Source organism: Methylobacterium sp. TK26 (assembly GCF_055361565.1).
In genome coordinates this window covers 3,205,616-3,226,309 of record NZ_CM143965.1, presented here as the reverse complement: position 1 = coordinate 3,226,309, position 20,694 = coordinate 3,205,616, and the positions used below count along the sequence as shown (strand labels likewise).

Annotated in this window: 17 protein-coding genes; 5 read left to right on the top strand and 12 right to left on the bottom strand. The window is 71.2% G+C overall.

Annotation, left to right across the window (positions count from 1 at the left end):
- Window positions 1–27: 27 nt before the first annotated feature.
- The 4 genes from ACXJ1Y_RS15670 to ACXJ1Y_RS15655 are packed head-to-tail and all read right to left on the bottom strand — an operon-like array spanning window position 28 to window position 4,568.
- Window positions 28–1,530, bottom strand: coding sequence for an ATP-binding cassette domain-containing protein (locus ACXJ1Y_RS15670; RefSeq protein WP_463847110.1), 1,503 nt, complete (start codon window positions 1,528–1,530; stop codon window positions 28–30).
- Window positions 1,527–2,447, bottom strand: a complete 921-nt coding sequence (locus ACXJ1Y_RS15665; RefSeq protein ID WP_463847109.1) for a branched-chain amino acid ABC transporter permease — start codon at window positions 2,445–2,447, stop codon at window positions 1,527–1,529. Before ACXJ1Y_RS15665 ends, ACXJ1Y_RS15670 begins: the two co-directional genes overlap by 4 nt.
- Window positions 2,447–3,322, bottom strand: coding sequence for a branched-chain amino acid ABC transporter permease (locus tag ACXJ1Y_RS15660; protein WP_243956639.1), 876 nt, complete (start codon window positions 3,320–3,322; stop codon window positions 2,447–2,449). The genes ACXJ1Y_RS15665 and ACXJ1Y_RS15660 overlap by 1 nt, the downstream gene beginning before the upstream one ends.
- A 13-nt stretch (window positions 3,323–3,335) precedes the next feature.
- Window positions 3,336–4,568, bottom strand: a complete 1,233-nt coding sequence (locus tag ACXJ1Y_RS15655; RefSeq protein WP_463847108.1) for an ABC transporter substrate-binding protein — start codon at window positions 4,566–4,568, stop codon at window positions 3,336–3,338.
- 235 nt (window positions 4,569–4,803) lie between these two features.
- Between ACXJ1Y_RS15655 and ACXJ1Y_RS15650 the strand changes: the two genes are divergently transcribed.
- The 3 genes from ACXJ1Y_RS15650 to ACXJ1Y_RS15640 all read left to right on the top strand — a co-directional run bounded on the left by ACXJ1Y_RS15650 (window position 4,804) and on the right by ACXJ1Y_RS15640 (window position 8,296).
- Window positions 4,804–6,477: a thiamine pyrophosphate-binding protein gene (locus ACXJ1Y_RS15650; RefSeq protein ID WP_463847107.1), complete on the top strand. Its 1,674-nt coding sequence runs from the start codon at window positions 4,804–4,806 to the stop codon at window positions 6,475–6,477.
- A gap of 83 nt (window positions 6,478–6,560) precedes the next feature.
- A complete protein-coding gene (locus tag ACXJ1Y_RS15645) occupies window positions 6,561–6,749 on the top strand; it encodes a hypothetical protein (RefSeq protein ID WP_463847106.1) in 189 nt (62 codons plus the stop codon).
- Window positions 6,750–6,808: 59 nt separating this feature from the next.
- Window positions 6,809–8,296: a carbohydrate porin gene (locus ACXJ1Y_RS15640; protein WP_463847105.1), complete on the top strand. Its 1,488-nt coding sequence runs from the start codon at window positions 6,809–6,811 to the stop codon at window positions 8,294–8,296.
- 72 nt (window positions 8,297–8,368) lie between these two features.
- On the opposite strand, the gene ACXJ1Y_RS15635 is transcribed toward ACXJ1Y_RS15640, so the two are convergent.
- The 5 genes from ACXJ1Y_RS15635 to ACXJ1Y_RS15615 all read right to left on the bottom strand — a co-directional run bounded on the left by ACXJ1Y_RS15635 (window position 8,369) and on the right by ACXJ1Y_RS15615 (window position 14,091).
- Window positions 8,369–8,953, bottom strand: a complete 585-nt coding sequence (locus tag ACXJ1Y_RS15635; RefSeq protein ID WP_463847104.1) for a PilZ domain-containing protein — start codon at window positions 8,951–8,953, stop codon at window positions 8,369–8,371.
- 15 nt (window positions 8,954–8,968) lie between these two features.
- Window positions 8,969–11,596, bottom strand: coding sequence for a bifunctional diguanylate cyclase/phosphodiesterase (locus tag ACXJ1Y_RS15630; RefSeq protein WP_463847103.1), 2,628 nt, complete (start codon window positions 11,594–11,596; stop codon window positions 8,969–8,971).
- On the bottom strand, window positions 11,593–12,150 hold the full coding sequence (locus tag ACXJ1Y_RS15625) for a PilZ domain-containing protein (protein WP_463847102.1): 558 nt from the start codon (window positions 12,148–12,150) through the stop codon (window positions 11,593–11,595). Before ACXJ1Y_RS15625 ends, ACXJ1Y_RS15630 begins: the two co-directional genes overlap by 4 nt.
- A gap of 330 nt (window positions 12,151–12,480) precedes the next feature.
- The gene (locus ACXJ1Y_RS15620; protein ID WP_463847101.1) at window positions 12,481–13,227 is read right to left on the bottom strand and encodes an SDR family NAD(P)-dependent oxidoreductase; all 747 of its coding nucleotides are present in this window, start codon (window positions 13,225–13,227) and stop codon (window positions 12,481–12,483) included.
- A gap of 3 nt (window positions 13,228–13,230) precedes the next feature.
- A complete protein-coding gene (locus tag ACXJ1Y_RS15615) occupies window positions 13,231–14,091 on the bottom strand; it encodes a 2,4-didehydro-3-deoxy-L-rhamnonate hydrolase (protein ID WP_463847100.1) in 861 nt (286 codons plus the stop codon).
- Window positions 14,092–14,182: 91 nt separating this feature from the next.
- Here ACXJ1Y_RS15615 and ACXJ1Y_RS15610 point away from each other — a divergent pair, with 91 nt between their 5' ends.
- Window positions 14,183–14,938, top strand: coding sequence for an IclR family transcriptional regulator (locus ACXJ1Y_RS15610; RefSeq protein ID WP_463847099.1), 756 nt, complete (start codon window positions 14,183–14,185; stop codon window positions 14,936–14,938).
- A 4-nt stretch (window positions 14,939–14,942) separates the two neighbouring features.
- Here the strand turns inward: ACXJ1Y_RS15610 and ACXJ1Y_RS15605 are convergent, their stop codons facing one another.
- Complete coding sequence (locus ACXJ1Y_RS15605) at window positions 14,943–16,016, bottom strand: catalase family protein (protein ID WP_463847098.1); 1,074 nt, start codon at window positions 16,014–16,016, stop codon at window positions 14,943–14,945.
- 157 nt (window positions 16,017–16,173) lie between these two features.
- On the opposite strand from ACXJ1Y_RS15605, the gene ACXJ1Y_RS15600 reads away from it, so the two are divergent.
- Window positions 16,174–17,256 carry a catalase family protein gene (locus ACXJ1Y_RS15600; protein WP_463847097.1) on the top strand — a complete coding sequence of 361 codons (1,083 nt, stop codon included), beginning with the start codon at window positions 16,174–16,176 and terminating at the stop codon, window positions 17,254–17,256.
- 5 nt (window positions 17,257–17,261) lie between these two features.
- Here the strand turns inward: ACXJ1Y_RS15600 and ACXJ1Y_RS15595 are convergent, their stop codons facing one another.
- Entirely contained in the window at window positions 17,262–18,602 is a 1,341-nt protein-coding gene (locus ACXJ1Y_RS15595) for a sigma-54-dependent transcriptional regulator (RefSeq protein ID WP_463847096.1), read from the bottom strand.
- Window positions 18,599–20,416 carry a sensor histidine kinase gene (locus ACXJ1Y_RS15590; protein WP_463847095.1) on the bottom strand — a complete coding sequence of 606 codons (1,818 nt, stop codon included), beginning with the start codon at window positions 20,414–20,416 and terminating at the stop codon, window positions 18,599–18,601. The genes ACXJ1Y_RS15595 and ACXJ1Y_RS15590 overlap by 4 nt, the downstream gene beginning before the upstream one ends.
- Window positions 20,417–20,694 lie beyond the last annotated feature (278 nt).

The following is a 20,694-nucleotide window of genomic DNA, read 5'->3' as shown; positions in this document are numbered from 1 at the left end:
TGGTCCGTGATCGGGTGCGCCGGGCGCCTACAAGTAGGCCGCCCCCATCTCCGTGGCGAAGCGGTCCGGCGGGCCTTCCCAGACGATTTTCGCCTGTTCCAGCACGTAGACCCGGTCGGCATGGGGCAGGGCGAAGGTCACATTCTGCTCGCCGAGCAGCACCGTGATCGGCGTGGTCTGCCGCAGCCGTTCCAGCGCCTTCGACAATTGCTCCAGGATGACGGGCGCGAGGCCGAGCGTCGGCTCGTCGAGGATCAGAAGGCGCGGGCGCATCATCAGGGCGCGGGCGATGGTCAGCATCTGCTGCTCGCCGCCGGACAGGGTGCGCGCGCTCTGCCCCTCGCGGGCCTTCAGGATCGGGAACAGCTCGTAGAGCTTGTCCCGCTCCTTGGCGGCCTGCGCCTTCGACAGGTGATGGCCGCCGAGGTCGAGGTTTTCCAGCACGCTGAGGTCGCCGAAGAGTTCGCGGGTCTCGGGCACCTGCACGATGCCGGCCCGCGCGATGGCGGCGGGGGTCATGCGGGCGAGGTCCTGGCCGCCGAAACGGATCGTGCCCGCATGGGGCACGAGGTTGGAGACCGCATTGAACAGGGTGGTCTTGCCCGCGCCGTTGAGGCCGACCACCGAGACGAACTCGCCCTCGTGGACGTGGATCGACACGCCGCGCAGGGCCTGCGCCTTGCCGTAGAGCACATCGACGCCCTCGACGGTCAGGAGCGATTCCGTCTTGAAGGCAGCCTCCGGCCGGGCCGCCGTCTCGATGCTGCCGCCGAGATAGACCCGCCGCACGGTCGGGTCGGCCATCACGGATTCGGCGCTGCCCTCGGCGATGCGCTCGCCGAGATACAGGGCGAAGACCCGGTCCACGAGGGCCGCGACGCTCTTCACGTTGTGGTCCACGAGGAGCACCGCCTTGCCCTCGTCCCGGAACCCCCGGATCAGCGCCGAGAAGGTCGCGACCTCCGGGCCGGTGAGCCCGGCGAATGGCTCGTCCACCAGCACGACCTTGGGATCGCGGGCGATGGCCTTGGCGAGTTCGAGCCGCCGCAGGTCGGCGAAGGCCAGCGTCCCCGGCCGCCGGTCGATGACGGCGCCGAGGCCGACCCGCTCGGCGATGGCCCGCGCCCTGTCCGTCACGGAGGAATCGGGGGTCAGACGCAGGAGGCTGTCGGGCAGCAGCGCCAGCACGATGTTCTCCAGCACCGTCTGGCGCATCAGCGGCCTGGCGTGCTGAAAGACGAGGCCGATGCCGGCGCGGGCGACCTTGTGGGCGGGCCAGCCGGCGATCTCGGTGCCGTCGAGGCGGATCGAGCCGGCGCTGGGCTTTTCCAGCCCCATCACCAGCTTCATCACCGTCGACTTGCCCGAGCCGTTCGGGCCGATCAGCCCCAGGATCTCGCCGGGCCGGAGGTCGAGATCGACGTTCTTGGCCGCGACCAGGCCGCCGTAGCGCTTCGTCAGGCCGCGCACGGTCAGGCAGGGCTCGGCCCTGACGGTCGCGGCGGCGGGCGGTTTCACGGCCACCGTCATGACGCCCTCCGGAACGAGGCGAGGCCCAGGAGCCCGGTGGGCACGAACAGGATCACGGCGAGCGCCGCCGCCGAGACGACGAAGGTCGAGAGCGAGCCGAGCGGGCGCAGCAATTCGCCCGCCGCGATCAGGAACACCGCGCCGAGCGCCCCGCCGACGATGGTGCGCCGCCCGCCGAGCACGGCGGCGATGATGATCTGCACGCCGACGCTCGTGTCGATCAGCGTGCCGACCGAGGCGGTGCCCATGTAGAAGACGATGAGCCCCCCCGCGAGGCCGGAGAAGGCCGCGCTGACGGCGAACGCCGCGATCTTGTGCTTGGCGACGTTGAAGCCGAGCGCCCCGGCCACCACCGGATCCTGCCCCGCCGCCTGCAGGATCAGCCCGGCGGGCGAGCGGGAGATGGCGGTGAGGATCAGGCCGGAGACGGTCATGAAGCCGAGCGCGATCCAGTAGTTCGTGTCGGCGTCGATGGAGATGACGTCGGGCACGGTCAGCCCGATCTCGCCCCCCGTCAGGTCCGAGAAGACGACGATCAGGTTCTGCAGCAGCAGCACGGCGACGAGCGTGACGAGGCCGAAATACGGCCCGCTGAGCTTCAGGGCCGGCACCGCCAGGGCGAGGCCGCCGATGACGGCGAGCGCCGTGCCCGCGAGCAGGCAGAGGGGGATGTCGAGCCCGTAGCGGTTGTTGAGGATGCCGGCCCCGTAGGCGCCGAGGCCGATCAGGAAGGTCGGCCCGAAATTCACCTCGCCCGCGAAGCCGAAGAGCAGGTCCCAGGCCATGGAGAACACGGCGAAGTAATAGGCGATGGTGAGCAGGCCGAGGATGTAGCCGGAGACGCCGAGCGGCAGCAGCGCCGCCGCGGCGAGGATCGGCAGGGCGATCAGGACGAAGCGGGCCGGGATCAGGCTCATCAGCGCCTCCCCAGGAAGCCCTGCGGACGCAGGTACATGACGGCCACCAGGAGCAGGAGCGCCGGGATCACCCGGTAGGCGGGCGAGACGAGGTAGGCGGTGGCGGTTTCGAGGTAGCCCACCACATAGGCCGCGATCAGCGAGCCGGTGACGCTGCCGAGCCCGCCCAGCACCACGATGGAGAAGGCACTCGCGGTGAGCGGCCCGACCGAATAGGACGACACGCCGAGGAACATGCCGAGCAGCACCCCGGCGATTCCCGCGAGCAGGCCGTAGATCGCCCAGACCGCGATGTAGATGCGGCCCATGTCGTGGCCGAGCAGCGTCACGCCGCGCGGGTTCATGGAGGCGGCGAGCAGCACCTTGCCCGCCCTCGCCTTGTTCACGAAGGCCCAGAGCAGGGCGATCACCACCCAGCAGACGAGAGCCGTGAACCACTCGTTGCGCGGCGTCCGCACGCCCGCGAACTCCACCACGCCCTCGATCAACGGCAGCACGGTCTTGGGGTTGTCGGTGTAGAAGTAGGCGACCAGCTGCTGGATCATGATCCCCCAGAGCAGCGTGCCGGTGAGGATGAAGATCTCCTTCTCGGCGCGGGGGATCGCCTTGCTGCGCTCGATGGGCGCGACGACCGCGAAGTACGTGACGAGCGCCCCGAGGAGGCCGCAGACCACGCCGATGGCCGCGCCGGCATAGGAGCCGAAGCCGTATTGCGCGGAGGCCGCCCAGGCGGCCACCGCCGCCGTGACCATGAGCGCCCCGTGGGAGAGGTTCAGCACCCCCGAGACGCCGAAGATGAGGGTGAAGCCCATCGCGCCGAGCGCGTAGAGCGCCGAGATGGCGAAGCCGTCGACGAGGATCTGGAGGCCGATCATCGGTGCGGCCCCGCTACTGGACCGCCGGCTTGACGGCGGGTGGCAGGACGATCTTGCCCGTGGCGACGTTCGCCGGCCAGATCGCCACCTGCTTGCCCGATTGCCACTGGCCGAGGACGCTGGTCATCAGGCCCGGCCCGTACTGGATCGAATGGGTGAAGGGCTCGTCCTTGCCGTAGAAGGTGATGCGGCCGACCGTGCCGGTGTAGTCGGTCTTCTCCAGGGCCTCGATCAGCTTGTCGGCCTCCGTGGAGCCCGCCCGCTTGATTGCTTCCGCCGTGTAGTAGGTCGCGTCGTAGGCCATGTAGCCCGCGTAGGAGGGCGCCCCGCCGAACCGCTTGGTGAAGGTCTGCGTGAAGGGGATCGTCTTCGGTGTCAGCGCCACGTCGGGCAGGGCCACGCTGTCGAACAGCACGCCCTGCGTGCCGCCGTTGGTGTTGGCCCAGAAGGTCGAGGAGGTGGCCTGCCCGCTGATGCCGGTCATGGCGATGGGCACCTGCTGGTTCTGCCACTGCACCGTGGGCTGCACGCCGACATGGGCGATGCCGGTGACGATGAGATCGGGCTTGGCCGCCTCGATCTTGTTGTAGATCGGGGTGAAATCGCCGGTATCCGGCGAGAAGCGGACATGCTCCACCACCTTCAGCCCGGCCTTCGGCAGGCATTCCTGGTAGGCGGCGTCGAGCGGCCGGGTCCAGGCCGCGTCCTCGCTCATGATCGCCGCCGATTTCGCCTTCAGGAGCCCGACCAGGGTCTCCTTCGCGGAATCGCACACCGCCTGCGCCAGGGCATGCGAGGTCAGGTAGCCGTGGAACGTGTACTTGTTGCGCGCATAGTCCTTGTGGACGTTGACGCTGATCTCGTTCGAGGCCGCGCCCGGCGTGATGAGGGGGGTCTTCAGCCTCGCCGCCCAGGGCATCAGCGCCAGCACGACTTCCGAGATGTAGCTCGCGATGACGAGCTGCACCTTGTCCTCGCTCACCGCCCGCTGGAAGGCGCGCACCGCGTCGGCCGCCGAGGACTTGTCGTCGTAGGTGACGACCTGGATCATCCGCCCGTCGACGCCGCCCGTGGCGTTGATCTCGTCGGCGGCGAGCTGCACCGCCTGCGGGATCGAGGCCCCCGCCACCGATTGCGCCTCGGCGATGACGCCGATCCTGATCGGGTCCGCCGCCTGCGCGGACGCGTTGAGAACGAGCGTCGCCGTCACCGCAGCGGATAGTATCCGCCCGACCTTGTCGAACATGGCGTTTCCTCTCGACTATGTCGTCATTCTTTATTTTGTCTCATTGTGTGAAACCCTCCGTAGCCGGATGCAAGAGCCCGCCCGGGATTTCGCTGACGTTTCCCGATCTCTCGTTCCGGGCCCTGTTTCTCTTCGCAGCTGCGAGACAATACCGCCCTCGCGAAGTCTTGCCGCCCGCATTGCTTTGCCGCCCGCACGGTGGCAGCGAGGGATCGAGACAGGTTGAGAGGGATCCATGACGGCCCATCGTCCCCGCACCGGCGCCCGCATCCTCGTGGACCAACTCGTCGCGCAGGGGGTCGAGCGGCTGACCTGCGTGCCGGGCGAGAGCTACCTCGCGGTGCTCGACGCCCTGCACGACGCCGCCGTGGACGTGATGGTCTGCCGCCAGGAGGGGGGCGCGGCGATGATGGCCGAGGCCGCCGGCAAGCTCACCGGGCGGCCGGGCATCTGCTTCGTGACGCGCGGGCCCGGCGCCACCAACGCGGCGTCGGGCGTGCACATCGCCCGCCAGGATTCGACGCCGATGATCCTGTTCGTCGGGCAGATCGCCCGGTCGATGCGCGGGCGCGGGGCGTTCCAGGAGGTGGATTACCGCCAGACCTTCGGCGACCTCGCCAAATGGGCGGTGGAGATCGATGAGGCCGCGCGCATCCCGGAGATCGTCGCCCGCGCCTTCCGGGTGGCGATGCAGGGCAGGCCCGGCCCCGTCGTCGTCGCCCTGCCGGAGGACATGCTGGACGAGGTGGCGGAGGTCGGCGACGCCCCCCGCGTCGAGCCCGCCGAACCGGCGCCGTCCCCCGCCGACCTCGACAGGCTCGCCGCCCTCCTGGCCCGGGCCCGCGCGCCGCTGGTGCTGGTCGGCGGCTCCCGCTGGCGGGCCGCCGATAGCGCGGCGCTCGCCGCCTTCGCGGAGCGGTTCGACCTGCCGGTCGCCAATTCCTTCCGCCGCGCCGGCCTGTTCCCGGCGGATCACCCGAACTACGCGGGCGAACTCGGCATCGGGCCGAACCCCGCCCTCGTCGAGCGCATCCGGCAATCGGACCTGCTGCTGATGGTCGGCGGGCGGCTCTCGGAGATGCCCGCGCAGGGCTACACATTGCTCGGCATCCCCGAGCCCGGCGTGCCCCTCGTCCATGTCCATCCCGATGCGGAGGAGTTGGGGCGGGTCTACCAGCCGCTGCTGGCCATCCCGTCGGCCCCCGGCCCGTTCTGTGCGGCGCTCGCCGGCCTCGACGCGCCGGAGCATGGCGACGGGCGGGCGGCGGAGGCCCATGCCGCCTATCGCGCGTGGTCGGAGACGCCCGCGCCCCAGCCCGGCGCGTTCCAGTACGGCGAGGCGATCCTGTGGCTGCGCGGGCGCCTGCCGCCCGAGGCGATGATCTGCAACGGCGCGGGCAACTTCGCGACCTGGGTCCACCGCTACCACCGGTTCCGCGCCTTCGGGACGCAGCTCGCCCCGACCTCCGGCTCGATGGGCTACGGCCTGCCCGCCGCCGTGATGGCCAAGCGCATGAACCCGGAGCGGATCGTCGTGGCCTTCGCGGGCGACGGCGACGTGATGATGTGCGTGCAGGAATTCGCCACCGCCGTGCAATACGGCGCGGCCATCGTCGTGGTGGTGCTCGACAACGGCATGTACGGCACGATCCGCATGCATCAGGAGCGCGAATATCCCGGCCGGGTCTCGGCGACGAGCCTGCGGAACCCCGATTTCCGCGCCCTGGCGACGGCCTTCGGCGGGCACGGCGAGCGGGTCGAGCGCACCGAGGATTTCGCCCCCGCCTTCGAGCGGGCCCTCGCCTCCGGCCTGCCCGCGATGCTCCACTGCCTCGTGGACCCGCAGGCCCTCACCCCGACCCGGACCCTCGACGCCATCCGCGACGACGCCCTGGCGCTCGGGCGCTGATGCAATCGCAGATACGCTCTGAAAAGAGAGGATTAACTTTCGGTCGATTAACTCAGGGCGCCAGGTCGTCGGGAGGGAGTGTCGTGCAAGCCGAAAAGCCCGCTCCGCCATCCTCCGCCCGCAGCCTGACGCTGCCGGAGATGCTGCTCCTCGTGCTGGCGGTGTCGGTTTGCATCTATCCGGCCTTCGCCCCGTTCGGTTCGTCGCGGCCCACGCGGATCACGCTCGGGTCCTCCACCGTGGCCGAGCCCCCTGTGGTGCCCGCGCGATAGGCAAGGGTCCCGGCGCGCGCTAACGCTCTTCCCTCATGGAACGGGGCGAGGGTGTCGTCATGCCCATCCGGCGCGGCGCGCGCGGATCCGGTCGGGTCTCCCTCGTCGGCGGCGTCCTCGGGCTCTGCCTCCTCGGTGCCGGCTCGCCCCGGGCGGAACAGAGCCGCCCGGTCTTCGAGGGGGCCGGTGGCGACCCACGCATCTCCGTCTCGCAGCCCGAGACGACGAGCCAGGCCTCCGGCGGCTACAGCCGCTCCATCGAGCCCTCCCTCGGTCCGTTTGGGGACCCGTTCGGCCTGCGCCCGGTCCTGAAGGAAAAGGGCATCGAGTACAGCGTGACCTACGTCGCGGACGTCCTCGGCAACCCGGTCGGGGGTGTCCGCCGGGGCGCGGCGGTGGAGGACCGGCTGAACCTGCGGCTCAACCTCGATCTGGAGCGGCTGGCGGGCTGGGAGGGGGCCACCATCCATGCCAACGCCTACTTCATCCACGGCACCGGCCTGTCGCGCTACTATGTGGGCAACCTGCTGCCGGTCAGCGTGATCGAGGCGCTGCCGTCGAGCCGCCTCTACGTGCTGTGGCTCGACCAGCAATTGTTCGACAACACCCTCGGCCTGCGCATCGGCCAGCAGGCCGCCGACACCGAGTTCTTCGTCAGCCAGACCGCGACGCTGTTCGTGAACTCGACCTTCGGCTGGCCCGCCATCACCGGCCTCGACCTGCCGAGCGGCGGGCCCGCCTATCCCCTCGCGACCCCAGCGATCCGGGCGAAATACGTGCCGGGCAACGGGTTCTCCCTGCAGGTCGGCCTCTATGACGGCGACCCCGCCGGGGCCAGCCGCCCCGGCGACGACCCGGAGGCCCAGCGCCTCAACCGTACCGGCACCAATTTCCGCCTGGGCGACCCCGCCCTCGTCGTGGCGGAGGCGACCTACGCCTACAACACCGAGGCCGGATCGCGGGAACTGCCGGGGGACATCACCCTCGGCGGCTGGCAGCATTTCGGCCGGTTCGATTCCCTGCGCACGGACATCACCGGGCTGTCGCTCGCCGATCCCAACGCCACCGGCATCGGCCGCCCGTTGCGCGGCAATGCGGGGATCTACGTCGTCTACGACCAGACCCTCTACCGGGAAACCGGCAAGGACGACGAGGGCCTCGGCTTCTTCGTGCGCGCCGCCTACTCGCCCACCCGGTCGAGCCTCGTGAGCGCGTATCTCGACGCCGGCCTCGCCTACAAGGGCCTGATCCCCGGCCGCGACGACGACACCGTCGGCCTCAGCGTCGCCTATGCCCGCCTCGGCGACGACGCCCGCCGCGCCGACACGGACATGATCCGCGTCACCGGGCAGGCGATGCCCCGCCGCCGCGCGGAGAGCATCGTGGAGGCGACCTATCAGGCGGTGGTGGTCCCCGGCTTCACCCTCCAGCCGGACGCGCAGCTCGTGCTCCATCCCGGCGGCGGCATCGCCAACCCCCGCGATCCCAATGCCGGCCGGGTGAAGAACGCCGTGGTGCTCGGGATGCGCGCGACGGTGCAATACTGATCGCCGCGACTCAGTCGAGTCGGGGAGGGGCGTACGTCATCGGCGTGTGGGACACGGTGGCCGCCCTCGGCCTCACAGGACGAGGCCGGGGTGGAAGGTCCCGTCGCAGAAGGGCAGGCGGAACTGCACGGCGATGGCGTCGCGCTGGAGCCGCACCACGGTGGCGTAGCGCTTGCCCAGCGTCACGCCCGCGCCGACGCGCAGGCGCACGGGGGCGGCGAGGGTGACGAGGGCGCCGGATTTCGACAGGTTGTCGATCCGGCCCTCCGCCGCCGATCCGTCGGGGAGCCGCACCGTCACCTGCCTGTGCTGGGGGACGATGCGCGGGTCGCCGCGCTGCTCCACGGGGCGCCCGCGCTGCTCCGCCTGCCACAGGAGCCGCGCCGCCACCCGCGCCGCGCGCGTCCGGGTCAGGCTCAGGTGCAGCACGAACCCGTCCTCGCGCCGTCCGCCGATCCGGCCGGGCAGGGCGCCGATGGCGTCGAGGTAGCAGATCGCGTCCTGCCCCGCCCGGCCCACCGCCGCCGTGGCGACGAGCGCTTCGTCCGGCGCGAGGAACAGCGCCCGGCAGGCCGCCTCGGCTTGCCCGGCGATCGACACGCGCCCGTCGATGGCGGCGTCGGCGGGCAAGGGGCTGTCGAACGGCGCGTGTGCCATCGGCGGGTCGTCCCGTCAGGCCGCGCGGGCGGCGCGGTTGGCGACGAAGGCGCGGGCCTCCGCCGCCGGAAGGGGCTTGCTGAAGAGGAAGCCCTGGACCTCGTTGCAGCCCTCGCGCCGCACCGCCTCCAACTGCTCCGGCGTCTCGACGCCCTCGGCGACGATGCTCATGCCGAGGCTCTGGCCGATGCCGACGACGGCGCGGATGATCGCGGCGGCGTCGGGCTCGGTGATGTCGCGGATGAAGGCCCGGTCGATCTTCAGCTTGTCGAAGGGGAAGCGGCGCAGGTAGCTCAGGCTGGAATAGCCGGTGCCGAAATCGTCCAGCGCGATGCGCACCCCCAGCGCCCGCAGCCGGTGCAGGCAGGCGATCGCCCCGTCCGCGTCCTGCATCAGCACGCCTTCGGTCACTTCGAGCTTTAGGCGCCCGGCCGGCAGACCCGTGGCGGCGAGGGCGGCCAGCACCGCCTGTTCCAGGCCGCAGCGGAACTGCACCGGCGAGACGTTGACGCCGATCCACAAGTCCTCGTCCCAGGTCCGGGCCTCGCGGCAGGCCTCCACCAGGGCCCAGGCGCCGAGCTGGGCGATCATCCCGGTCTCCTCCGCGACGGGGATGAAGTCGGCGGGGGAGATCATGCCGCGCGTCGGGTGCTGCCAGCGCATCAGCGCCTCGAAGCTCACCACCGCGCCGGAGACCACGTCGAGGACCGGCTGGTAGACGAGGAAGAAGTCGCCCCGCCGGATCGCGTCCTTCATGTCGAGGGCGAGCAGGCCGCGCGTCGAGTTGCGGGTGAGCACGGTGGCCTCGAACCGGCAGTAGGTGTTCCGCCCGGACGCCTTCGCCTGGTACATCGCCATGTCGGCCTGCCGGAACACCTCCTCGGCCGTGGCCTCGCCCCCCGAGACGAAGGCGACGCCGATGCTCACCGCGATGTCGATCGTGCCGCCGTGATGCGGCATCGGCGCGCCGATCGCGGCGATGATCCGCTCGCAGGCCGCGTCGATCGCCCCGTCGTCGGGGACCTCGCCGAGGATCACCGCGAACTCGTCGCCGCCGAGCCGGGCCACGGTGTCCTGCGGGCCCATCACCGCGCAGATGCGCTCCGCCACGGTGCAGAGCAGCCGGTCGCCCTCCGCGTGGCCGAACGTGTCGTTGACGGCCTTGAACCGGTCGAGGTCGCAGGCGAGCACCGCGTAGCGGGCGGAGCCGCGGCGGCTGCGCTCCAGCACCTCGCTCAGGCGCTGGTGGAACAGGGCGCGGTTGGCGAGGCCGGTCAGGGTATCGTGATGCGCCAGATGGATCACGTGCAACTCGGCCTCCTTGCGGCGCGAGATGTCCATGAGCGTCCCGACGATCCGCAGGGCGTGGCCGCCCGCGTCGCGCTCCACCACGCGGGCGCGCAGGAGCACCCAGAGATAGTGTCCGTCCGCGCAGCGGCGGCGGTACTCGGCCTCGATGGCCGGGATCGTGCCGGCCAGATGCGCCTGTATCAGCGCGGCCACCTCCTCGCGGTCGTCGGGGTGGACCGATTCCGCGTAGAGGGCGCCGGGCCGGGTCGGCGCGTCGGCGGCATAGCCGAGCTTGACCGACCAGCGGGGCGAGAGCCACACCGCGTCGCTCACGAGGTCCCAGTCGAACAGGCCGTCGTCGCCGCTGTCGAGGGCGAGGGCGAGGCGCTCCTCGCTGAGGCGCAGGCGGCCCTGCGCCTCGGCGACCGCCCGCTGGAAGGCGAGCCGCTGGCGGACCAGGGGGACGAGGAGCAGGATCGCGACGAGGATGATCAGCCCGCTGATCGCCGCGAGCCATTGGGTGGAGCGGATGAGGGGCGCGCGGAACGCCTCCTCGGTCATGCCGACGCTGACCATCCAGCCGGCCTCGGGCAGCCGCTCGTAGGACATGCGCACCGGCAGGCCGCGCGGGTTCCTTCCGGCCCAGACGCCCTTCGTGCCGACGCGCTCCGCGAAGCCCGCGATCATCTGGCCGTAGGCCGGCGGGTCGCCCTCGGTCCAGGCGATGACCCGCCCCTGGCGGTCCGCGAGGCTCGCGAGCTGCTGGGGGCCGAGGCCGGTGCGCCGCAGGACCTCGGCGAAGGCCGGGGCGTCCACCTCCGCCTCAAGGACGAAGCGCACCGCGTCCCCGCGCATCACCGGCACGGACAGCACGACGTAGTCGCCGCTGCCCCGCCGGATCAGGTCCGAGAACGAGACCTCGCTGCGCCCGGCCCTCAGGCCCGGGCCGGTGCTGCCGTCCGGCGGCCCGCCGGTGCGGAACAGCATTTGCCCCGCGCCGTCGCGCAGGGCGACCCCGATCCGCTCGGGGGCGAAGAGCTGGCCGATCTGGTCGCGCAGGCGGGTGAAGTCGTGCGTGTCGAGGGCGGGGGAGGTGCCGAGCGCCTTGAGCAGCGCGAGGTGGCTCGACAGATACTGATCGACCTCGCCCGCCGCCCGCGCGGCCTGCGCGGAGACGGACTCCGTGAGGCGTTCCTGCTCGGACGCGACCCAGGCGCGGCCGAGGAGGGCGCAGAGCAGGACGGAGGGCACGATGAACGCGGCGAGGAGGCCGAGCGTGAACCGCATCGAGTGGCGGCGCAGGACGTCGGTTCGCCACAGGAGACCCCTGCCGTTACGGTCGGCCGTGATCATAGTTTGACACGCTCGTCGAAGTTCTCGGAGGTGAAGGGCACGACGAACTGGACGGCGATGCCGTCATCGAGGAGCCGCACCACCGTGGCGAAGCGCTCGCCGACGCGGACGCGGGCGCCGACGAAGGGACCGTCGCGGGTGCCGAGGCGGATTGCCGCGCCCGACATCGAGATGTTGAGAACCGTGCCGGTCAGGACGATCTGCTCGCCGAGTCGCACCTCGACGGCCTTGTGCAGGGGGACGATGCGGGGCGCGCGGCGCAGCTCCGTCGCCTCGTTGCGGGTCTTCTCCCACCATTCGAGCTGCGCCGTGATCCGGTCCCGGCGCGTCGGCTTGATCTGGAAGGCGACGACGAACCCGGTCGAGGTCGTGGCGACGGCCCGTCCCGGCAGGATTCCGACCTGATCGAAATAGCAGACGACGACCTGCCCCGTGTTGATCGTTGAGGCGACGGTCAGTTCCGCGGATTGAATGCTGACGTTGCGGGCAATACAGGAATATTCATCGCCGTTCGACAGCAGGACCCGGCCGGTCAGGACGTCCTCCGACTGCACTGAGCGCGCAATCTCGCGTTTTCTACCTTCGAGGAGTGCTGCTTCCAGTTTAGGCATGCGTCGATTCAACGTCATTTCGGGGATGTGAGGTCCCCTTCATCGCCTGAGATCGCAGAGACAGTCGCACTCGATCCGTGGACCATCTCGGCTTTCGCTGCTTCGGCGATACTATGACGCTGTGGGTTAAAGAATGCCTATACCTACAGTCTATTCTGAGTAATGGAAGTTTTTATACAATTTACGGAAAGTACGTCCATACCAGTAGATCAGGCGATGACTTCAGTTTTTTGAATTCCAAATTCAGCGGCCCCCCGGCGAGGGGGCCCGCCCTCAATAGGTCGCGCGGCCGCCGGAGACGTCGAACACCGCGCCCGTGGAGAACGAGGCTTCCTCGCTCGCGAGCCAGCAGATCAGCGCGCAGACTTCGTCGATCCCGCCGAACCGGCCCAGCGGGATCTTCGAGAGCATGAAGTCGATGTGCTCCTGCGTCATCTGGTCGAAGATCGCCGTGCGCACCGCCGCCGGGGTGACGCAGTTCACGCGGGTCCCGGTCTTGGCGAGTTCCTTGCCGAGCGACTTGGTCAGCCCGATCACCGCCGCCTTCGAGGCCGAATAGGCGGAGGCGTTGGGGTTGCCCTCCTTGCCGGCGATGGAGGCGACGTTGACGATCCGCCCGTAGCCGTTCCGCTCCAGGGCGGGCACGGCCGCTTGGTTGCAGTAGAACAGGCCGTTCAGGTTCACGTCGATGACCCGGCGCCACGCCTCCGCCGGGTAGTCCTTCACGGCAATGTTCGGCCCGGTGATGCCGGCGCTGCACACCAGCACGTCGAGGCCGCCCAGCGCGGCGAGGCTCCCCGCCATCGCCCGCGCCACCGCGTCGGAATCGGCGATGTCGAGGGCCTGTACGTCGGCGGCCCCGGTCGCGTCCTTCGCCGTGGCGAGGGCCTCGGCGTTCAGGTCCCACAGGCTCACCTGCGCGCCTTCGTCCCGCAGGCGCGCGGCGACGGCGAGGCCGATGCCGGAGGCGCCCCCGGTGACGATGGCCCGGCGGCCCTGAAAGCGGTTCGCGTAGGCCATGGTTCAGCCCTCCCGCCGCTGCCAGGCGAGCACGTCCTGGCGCTGCTGCCCCAGCTTCTCGATGCCGAGGGTCATCACGTCGCCGGGCTTCAGGAAGACCGGGTTCGGCTTGATGCCCATGCCGACGCCGGGGGGCGTGCCGGTGGTGATCACGTCGCCCGGCATCAGCGTCATGAAGCGGCTGACGTAGCTGACGATGTGCGCGCAGGTGAAGATCATCGTCCGGGTGTTCCCGGTCTGCATCCGCTGGCCGTTGAGGTCGAGCCAGAGGTCCAGCGCCTGCGGGTCGCCCACCTCGTCGGCGGTGACGAGCCAGGGACCGACCGGCCCGAACGTGTCGCAGCCCTTGCCCTTGTCCCAGGTTCCGCCGCGCTCGATCTGGTATTCGCGCTCGCTCACGTCGTTGACGAGGCAGTAGCCCGCGACATGATCCAGCGCCTCCTCCTCGGAGATGTAAGCGGCGCGCCGGCCGATGACGATGCCGAGCTCCACCTCCCAATCGCCCTTCACCGCATCCTTCGGCAGCATCACCGGGTCGTTCGGCCCGTTGAGGGACGAGATCGCCTTGGTGAAGATCACCGGCTCGGAGGGGATCGGCAGGTTCGATTCGGCGGCGTGGTCGGCGTAGTTCAGGCCGATGGCGATGAACTTGCCGATGCCCGCCACCGGCACGCCGAGGCGCGGCTCGCCCGCGACCACGGGAAGGCTCTCCGGCGCCAGGGCGGCGAGGCGGGCGAGCCCGTCCGGCCCGAGGCTGCGCCCGTCGATGTCGGGGACATGGCCCGAGAGATCGCGGATGCGGCCCTGTCCGTCGAGCAGGCCGGGCTTCTCCTGGCCCGCCGGGCCGTAGCGCAGAAGCTTCATGGTGTGTCTGTCCCTCGCCCTTGCCTAATCCCATATTGTGGGATAGCGTTTTCCTATATGGGACGTTAGCGGCGGAAGAGGAGCGGCGTCAATGTCCAAGCCCGTATCGGGCAGCCAGACCCTGCTGCGCGGGCTCGACGTGCTGGACGCGGTGGCGGCGGGGGCGAACGACCTGCCGGCCCTGTCGGCGGCGCTCGGCACCACGCGCTCGACCACGCACCGGCTGGCAGCCGCCCTGGTGGAGCGGCGCTTCCTCACCTTCGTGCCGCGCGAGGGCTACCGGCTCGGGCCGAAGCTGATGGAGCTCGGCTTCCGCGCGCAGGCGACGATGGCGGTGGCGCAGGTGGCCCGGCCGCATCTGGAGCGCCTGTCGGAGACCTGCGAGGACACGATCCATCTCGGCGTCCTCGACGGCGAGTGGGCGCTCTATCTCGACAAGATCCCGGGGCGGCGGCGCGTCGAGATCAGCTCGCGCGTGGGCGAGCGCCAGCCGGTCTGGTCCACGGGCCTGGGCAAGGCGCTGATCCTCGATCTCGGCGAGGCGCGCTGGCGCGACTTCTACCGGGTCGGCGAGGCGCGCGGCGCACATCCGCCCCGCGACCTCGATACGTGGCTGACGCGGATGCGCGACTACGCCGAGCGGGGCGTCGCCTTCGACCACGAGGAGAACGAGCCGGAGGTGCGCTGCGTCGCGGCGCCGATCCGCGATGCCTCGGGCGCCATCGTCGCCGGGCTCAGCGTGTCGAGCACGGCGCAGTACATGGATGCCGGGCGGATGGAGCACCTCACCGGCGAGGTGCGCGCCACCGCCCGGACGATCAGCCGGGCGCTCGGCTGGTCCGGGTAGGGATCTATCGCCCGGCGGGCTCGTGGATCGGGCAGCCGTTGAAGCGCTCGCGGAACTGCGCGGAGTGCTTGTAGGGCGCGTTGCGGGCGCGGTTGATGTTGCCGAGAGGCCGGTGGGCGTCGAGCCCGGTCCAGATGCTGAAGCGCATCTCCTCGTCCACCGTCTGCACCCGCGCCGGGTCCCAGCTGTCCTGCGGGCCGACGGTGATCGTGGCGACCGTCTGGAACGGCGCCTCCTCCTCGTCCCACTGGACGGTCGGGTCCTCGACCGGCTGGCGCTCCAGGTCGCGGCAGAGCTGCACGCGGAACTCCCAGACGCCCTCGATGCCGCGCATCTCGGATTGCACCGTCTCGCGGATGGCGTTGGGGCGGCCGGAGGCATCGATCTCTGTGCCGGTGAGGGCGGTCAGCGCCGGGGCGACGGGGCGCACCGAGAATTTGGCGATGTAGTCGCCGTAGCGGAACGGCGTGACGCTGTAATAGGTCTCGCCGAGGGGATCGACGTTGGGCGCGCCGCCGAGGGAGGCGAGGGTCGTGCTCTCGACGCCCACCGCCTGCAGCGCCTTGTTGACCCCGCGCAGCACGGTGGAGCCGAACACCTTCAGGCCCTCGGCCCGGTCGGTGGTGGCGGCGAGGAGCTTCAGGCTGCCGAGGAACTTGTCGGCGCTCGGCGCCTGGAAGACCGGCCCGTTAACCATGATGAAGTTCTGCGTGGTCCCCTCCGCGTCCGGCAGGCGGGCGCCCGGCGCATCGAGCACCTTCAGGGCGAGGCCGCGCGGCAGGGAGACCGAATCCGGCAGGATGTCGCCCGCGTTGGTGGACATCCGCAGGTAGACCTTGTGCTCGCCGGGGGTGGCGAACAGGCCCTGCGCGAGTTCCGGCGGCAGGCCGGCCTCGACGCGCATCGTCCCTTCGAGGATGCCGTGCGACTTGGCGTGGACCGAGCGGACGGCATGGCCGGAATCGTCGGCGACCCGCTGGAGGATGGTGTCGAAGGTCCGGCACAGGCCCTCGATGGTCTTGTCTTCGTCGGGCTTTAGGCTCTCGACGTCCGGGCTATAGCGAACGGGTGCTTGCAAGGTCCGTCTCCAGGAGGGGCGCGGCGGGTGAACGACTTGAGGAACGGCCTCGTTCCGGGTTGTGCGGCATTCAATCGCCCGTGTGCTGTCCGTTGGGAACGGGGCCGCAGCGGCGGGCTTGTCGGCCAAAGCGACTCGTCCGCCCCCGTGAGGTTCCATGAGCTACCTGCGCTACGCACCCGACATCGAGACGCCCGCCCCGGACGAGCAGGACTCCATCGACGGCATCATCCAGGGGATGACGCAGCAATCGCAGGTCGTGGAGAAGCGCGAGCATCATGCGGTGCGGGCGAGCCACGCCAAGAGCACGGCCTGCGTCACGGGGGAGCTGATCGTTCCCGAGGGCCTGCCGGCCGAGCTGGCGCAGGGCCTGTTCGCCAAGCCCGGCCGGCATCCGGTGGCCGTGCGCTTCGCGCAGGGGCCGGGGGAGACCCTGGGCGACCGGGTCTCGACCCATCGCGGCCTGTCGCTCAAGGTGTTCGACGTGCCCGGCGAGAAGCTGCCGGGCCATGCCGCCGAGACGCAGGATTTCGTGCTGGCCACCGGCACGACCTTTCCCTCCGGCACGGCGGCGGGGTTCCTGCGCGACGGCACGGTGATCGGCAAGGCGACCGGCCTGCCCGAGGGGGTGAAGAGCGCGGTCGCCGCCACAGCCCGCAACCTCAACCGGGTGCTGCACGCCTTCGGCACGGAGAGCGCGCGGGCCGGCTTCTTCGGCTACCCGTTCAGCCACCCGATCGCCGACAGCTATTTCAGCCAGGCGCCGATGCGCTTCGGCGACTACGTCGCCAAGCTCGGGGTGGTGCCGGTGGGCGAGGCGCAGCGCGCCCTCTCGGAATGGCGCCTCGATCCGCATACGGACGAGGACGGCTTCCGCCATGCCGCCACGGCGTTCTTCCGCGAGCACGAGGCGGTGTTCGAACTGAAGGCGCAGCTCTGGGCGGATGCGGAGCGCCAGCCCATCGAGGATTCCTCCGTCGACTGGCCGGTGGAGATCAGCCCCTACCGCACCGTGGCGACGATCCGCCTGCCGCGCCAGGACGCCTATTCCGCCGCGCGGGTCCGCTACTTCGATGAGGTGATGACCTTCCGGCCGGCGCACAGCCTCGCCCTGCACCGGCCCCTCGGGTCGATCATGCGGGCGCGGCTTCAGGTCTACCGGGCGCTCAGCGAGTTCCGGCACCGGGAGAACGGCATCCAGGCCGAGGACACGGCCGCCATCGACCGCATCCCGGCCTGAGGCGGCTACCGGTAATCGGTGGGCACGAGGCCGTAGCGGGCGATCTTGTCGTAGAGCGTCTTGCGCGGGGCGCCCAGCGCCGCGGCGGCGAGGCGCACGTCGCCGCCCGCGACGATCAACTCGTCGCGGATCAGGTCGCGCTCGAACCGCTCGACGCGCTCGGCCAGCGTCGGGGTCGGCGCGGCCTCGGCCGCCTTGTCCTCCGGCGCGAAGCCCAACGCGCAGCGCTCCGCGAAATGCCCGAGTTCGCGGACGTTGCCGGGCCAGGGGTGGCGCTGGAGATGGTCGCGCACCGCCCGCGTCACCGGGGGTGGCTCGCGGCCGAAGCGGGTCGCGGCCTTCGTCAGGAAGTGCTGGAACAGCAGCATCACGTCCTCCCGCCGGTCGCGCAAAGGCGGGATGGCGATCGTGATGACGTTCAGCCGGTGGTAGAGGTCATCGCGAAAGGTGCCCTGCGCGGCCTCCAGGCCGAGATCGACCTTGGTCGCGGCCACGACCCGCATGTCGATGGGGCGGACCTCGTTGGTGCCCAGCGGCTCCACCGTCCGCTCCTGCAGCACCCGCAGGAACTTCACCTGAAGCGGCAGCGGCATGCTCTCGATCTCGTCGAGGAACAGCGTGCCGCCCTGCGCGTGCTCGATCCGCCCGATCCGGCGCTTCAGGGCCCCGGTGAAGGCGCCGGCCTCGTGGCCGAAGAGTTCGCTCTCCACCACGCTGTCGGGCAGGGCGCCGCAATTCATGGCGACGAAGTTGCGCTCGGCCCGGCGGCTCCAGCGGTGCAGGGCGCTCGCCACCACCTCCTTGCCGGAGCCGGTCTCCCCCAGGACCAGCACGTCCACATCCGCCGCCGCCACGTCGCGCACGAGGCGGCGCAGGCGGACGATCTCCGGCGAGAGGCCGAGGAAGGCGGGGTCCTCGTCGAGGGCCGCGTCGAGGCTCGCCCGCAGGCGGCGGTTCTCCACCACGAGCCGCCGCCGTTCCAGCGCCCGGCGCACCGAGGCGACGAGGGCGTCGGCCGGGTAGGGCTTGGCGAGGAAATCCACCGCCCCGCCCCGCAGGGCCGCCACCGCCATGGAGATGTCGCCGTGGCCGGTGATGAGGATCACCGGCAGGTCGGGGTCGATCCGGTGCAGCCGTTCGAGGAGGGCGCGCCCGTCCGCGCCGGGCAGGCGCACGTCGCTCACCACCACGCCCGGCGCCTCCGCGAGGATCGCGGCGAGCGCCGATTCGGCATCCCCGAAGGTCTCGACGGCGAACCCGTCGAGTTCCAGGCTCTGCCGGTTGGCGCGGCGCACATCCTCCTCGTCGTCGATGAAGACGACGCGCTCCGCTCCGTCCCCGCTCATGCGCTCGCCTCCGTCTCCTCGGCGCGGCTCCCGGCCGGCGCCGCGCGCACCAGTTCCACCCGGAATACCGTGCCGCCGCCGGGGGCGTCTCGCACGCTCAGCGCGCCGCCGCACTCCTCGACGATGCCGCGGCTGATGGCGAGGCCGAGCCCCAGCCCGTCCGCCTTGGTGGTGAAGAACGGCTCGAAGATCTGCCCCCGCGCCGCCTCCGGGATACCCGGCCCGTCGTCGCGGACCTCGATCCCGACGCGCTCGCCCTCCGCCGCGACCGACACCGCGACCCGGCGCGCGGGCCGCGCGGCCACGGCGTCGAGGGCGTTCTGCAGGAGGTTGACGAGCACCTGTTCCAGGCGGGACGCGTCGCCGATCACAGCGAGGTCGGGCACGGCCTCGACGGTGAGCGGCGTGCCGTCGGCCTCCGCCCGCGCCGCCGCCACCTCGAGGGCGCCGCGCAGGAGCGCATCCACCGGCACCGGCTCGCGGCGTCCCGAGGCGCGGCGGGCGAAGCCCTTCAATTGGCGGGTGAGGCCGCCGATCCGGTCGGTGAGCCGCCCGATCGCCGCGACGTTCTCCACCGCGTCGTGCACCCGGCCGCGCTCCATCAGCTTGCCGGTGTTGTCGGCATAGGCGCGGATCGCGGCGAGCGGCTGGTTGATCTCGTGCGCCATGCTCGCGGCGAACTGGCCCAGCGCGGCGAGGCGTCCGGCCTGGGCGAGTTCGCGGCCCAGCCGCTCGCGCTCGGCCATCTCCACGCGCAGCCGGCCGTTGGCGGCGCTGAGGGCGCGGGTCCGCTCGGCCACCCGTGCCTCCAACTCGGCCCCCCGCGCCGCCGCCTCGGCGAGGCGGGTGCGGGTGCGGGCGCGGCGGGCGAGCCAGACGGTGAGGCCGAACCCGGCGAGGCCCGTCGCCAGCACGGCGATCAGTTGCGCCTGGGCGCGCTCCCGCGCCACCGCCTTCGGGATCGGCGTGAGGCTGTGGATGCGCCAGGGCGTGTCGCCCACGGGGGCGTCGCGCAGCAGGGCGAGCGAGGCGGGCTGCGCCCCCCGGCCGACCCGCACGAGGCCGTCCGGCGCCGGGAAGAGCGGCAGGAGGCTCAGCGGCGCGTCGCCGAAATCCTGCGCCGCGCGGATCTCGGCCTCGGCCTCCGCATCGAGGGGGCGCAGGCTGCGCAGGCGCCAGGCCGTGTCGCTCGCCATCAGCACGATGCCGCGCGGATCGGTGACGAACACCGCCTCCGACGCCGCGCGCCATGCGGCCTCCACCCCGTCGAACTCGATCTTCACCACCACCACGCCGAGCCGGTCCCCGACCCGCCTCGAGAGGTAGAAGCCCGCCCGCCCGCTCACCGTGCCCAGCGCGAATTGCGAGCCGGAGCCGTGGGCCATGGCATCGCGGAAATACGGGCGGAACGCATAGTTGCGGCCCACGAAGCCGCGCTCCTCGGTGGCGTTGCTCGCCGCGACCGTCAGGCCGTCGGGGCGGATGACGTAGATCACCGCCGCCCCCGTCGCCGCCGCGATGGTCGCGAGGCGGGCGCTCACCCGCTCCGCGATGCCGGGGGCCGCCCCCTCGCGCAGGGCGTCGGCGATCTCGGGATCGGAGGCGAGGGCGAGGGGCAGGGCGGTCTGGCGCTGCATCTCCGCGTGCAGCGCCCCGGATTGGAGCGTCAGCGTCGCGCGGGCCTGCCGGGCGAGGTCGGCGAGGGCCGAGCGCTCGGCCGCCCGGCCCGCGAGCCACGCCGCCAGGACCATCGCCGCGAAGCCGAGGACGAGGGCCAGCACGCGCCCCGTCTCGGTGCTGCGAACGGCACTCACGGGAAAGTTCCCGGTGCGAAACCCCGGAAAGGTTTCGGGCCGCCCGTGCGGGATCCCGGAACGGGGGCTTTCGGCGCATCGACCGTTCGTGAAGAAAATGCCGCCATCACAATGGTTTACAAATTCCTTCCGCCTGTCCGGCGACTGGCACGGCGGTTGCCATTCCCCGAACGTAACGCAGTCCTGCCGTCCGCGCATGACTGCCGCCCCCGGGGCCAAAAGCAAGTGCGACGGACGCCGCGGCCTTCAGCCGGGGCCCACCGGAGCGTCCCGATTCT

Bases quoted from the DNA above. Each gene is read 5' to 3' on its own strand.
- ACXJ1Y_RS15670 (WP_463847110.1), bottom strand. From the start codon at position 1,530: ATGACGGTGGCCGTGAAACCGCCCGCCGCCGCGACCGTCAGGGCCGAG.
- ACXJ1Y_RS15665 (WP_463847109.1), bottom strand. From the start codon at position 2,447: ATGAGCCTGATCCCGGCCCGCTTCGTCCTGATCGCCCTGCCGATCCTC.
- ACXJ1Y_RS15660 (WP_243956639.1), bottom strand. From the start codon at position 3,322: ATGATCGGCCTCCAGATCCTCGTCGACGGCTTCGCCATCTCGGCGCTC.
- ACXJ1Y_RS15655 (WP_463847108.1), bottom strand. From the start codon at position 4,568: ATGTTCGACAAGGTCGGGCGGATACTATCCGCTGCGGTGACGGCGACG.
- ACXJ1Y_RS15650 (WP_463847107.1), top strand. From the start codon at position 4,804: ATGACGGCCCATCGTCCCCGCACCGGCGCCCGCATCCTCGTGGACCAA.
- ACXJ1Y_RS15640 (WP_463847105.1), top strand. From the start codon at position 6,809: ATGCCCATCCGGCGCGGCGCGCGCGGATCCGGTCGGGTCTCCCTCGTC.
- ACXJ1Y_RS15635 (WP_463847104.1), bottom strand. From the start codon at position 8,953: ATGGCACACGCGCCGTTCGACAGCCCCTTGCCCGCCGACGCCGCCATC.
- ACXJ1Y_RS15630 (WP_463847103.1), bottom strand. From the start codon at position 11,596: ATGATCACGGCCGACCGTAACGGCAGGGGTCTCCTGTGGCGAACCGAC.
- ACXJ1Y_RS15620 (WP_463847101.1), bottom strand. From the start codon at position 13,227: ATGGCCTACGCGAACCGCTTTCAGGGCCGCCGGGCCATCGTCACCGGG.
- ACXJ1Y_RS15615 (WP_463847100.1), bottom strand. From the start codon at position 14,091: ATGAAGCTTCTGCGCTACGGCCCGGCGGGCCAGGAGAAGCCCGGCCTG.
- ACXJ1Y_RS15610 (WP_463847099.1), top strand. From the start codon at position 14,183: ATGTCCAAGCCCGTATCGGGCAGCCAGACCCTGCTGCGCGGGCTCGAC.
- ACXJ1Y_RS15600 (WP_463847097.1), top strand. From the start codon at position 16,174: ATGAGCTACCTGCGCTACGCACCCGACATCGAGACGCCCGCCCCGGAC.
- ACXJ1Y_RS15595 (WP_463847096.1), bottom strand. From the start codon at position 18,602: ATGAGCGGGGACGGAGCGGAGCGCGTCGTCTTCATCGACGACGAGGAG.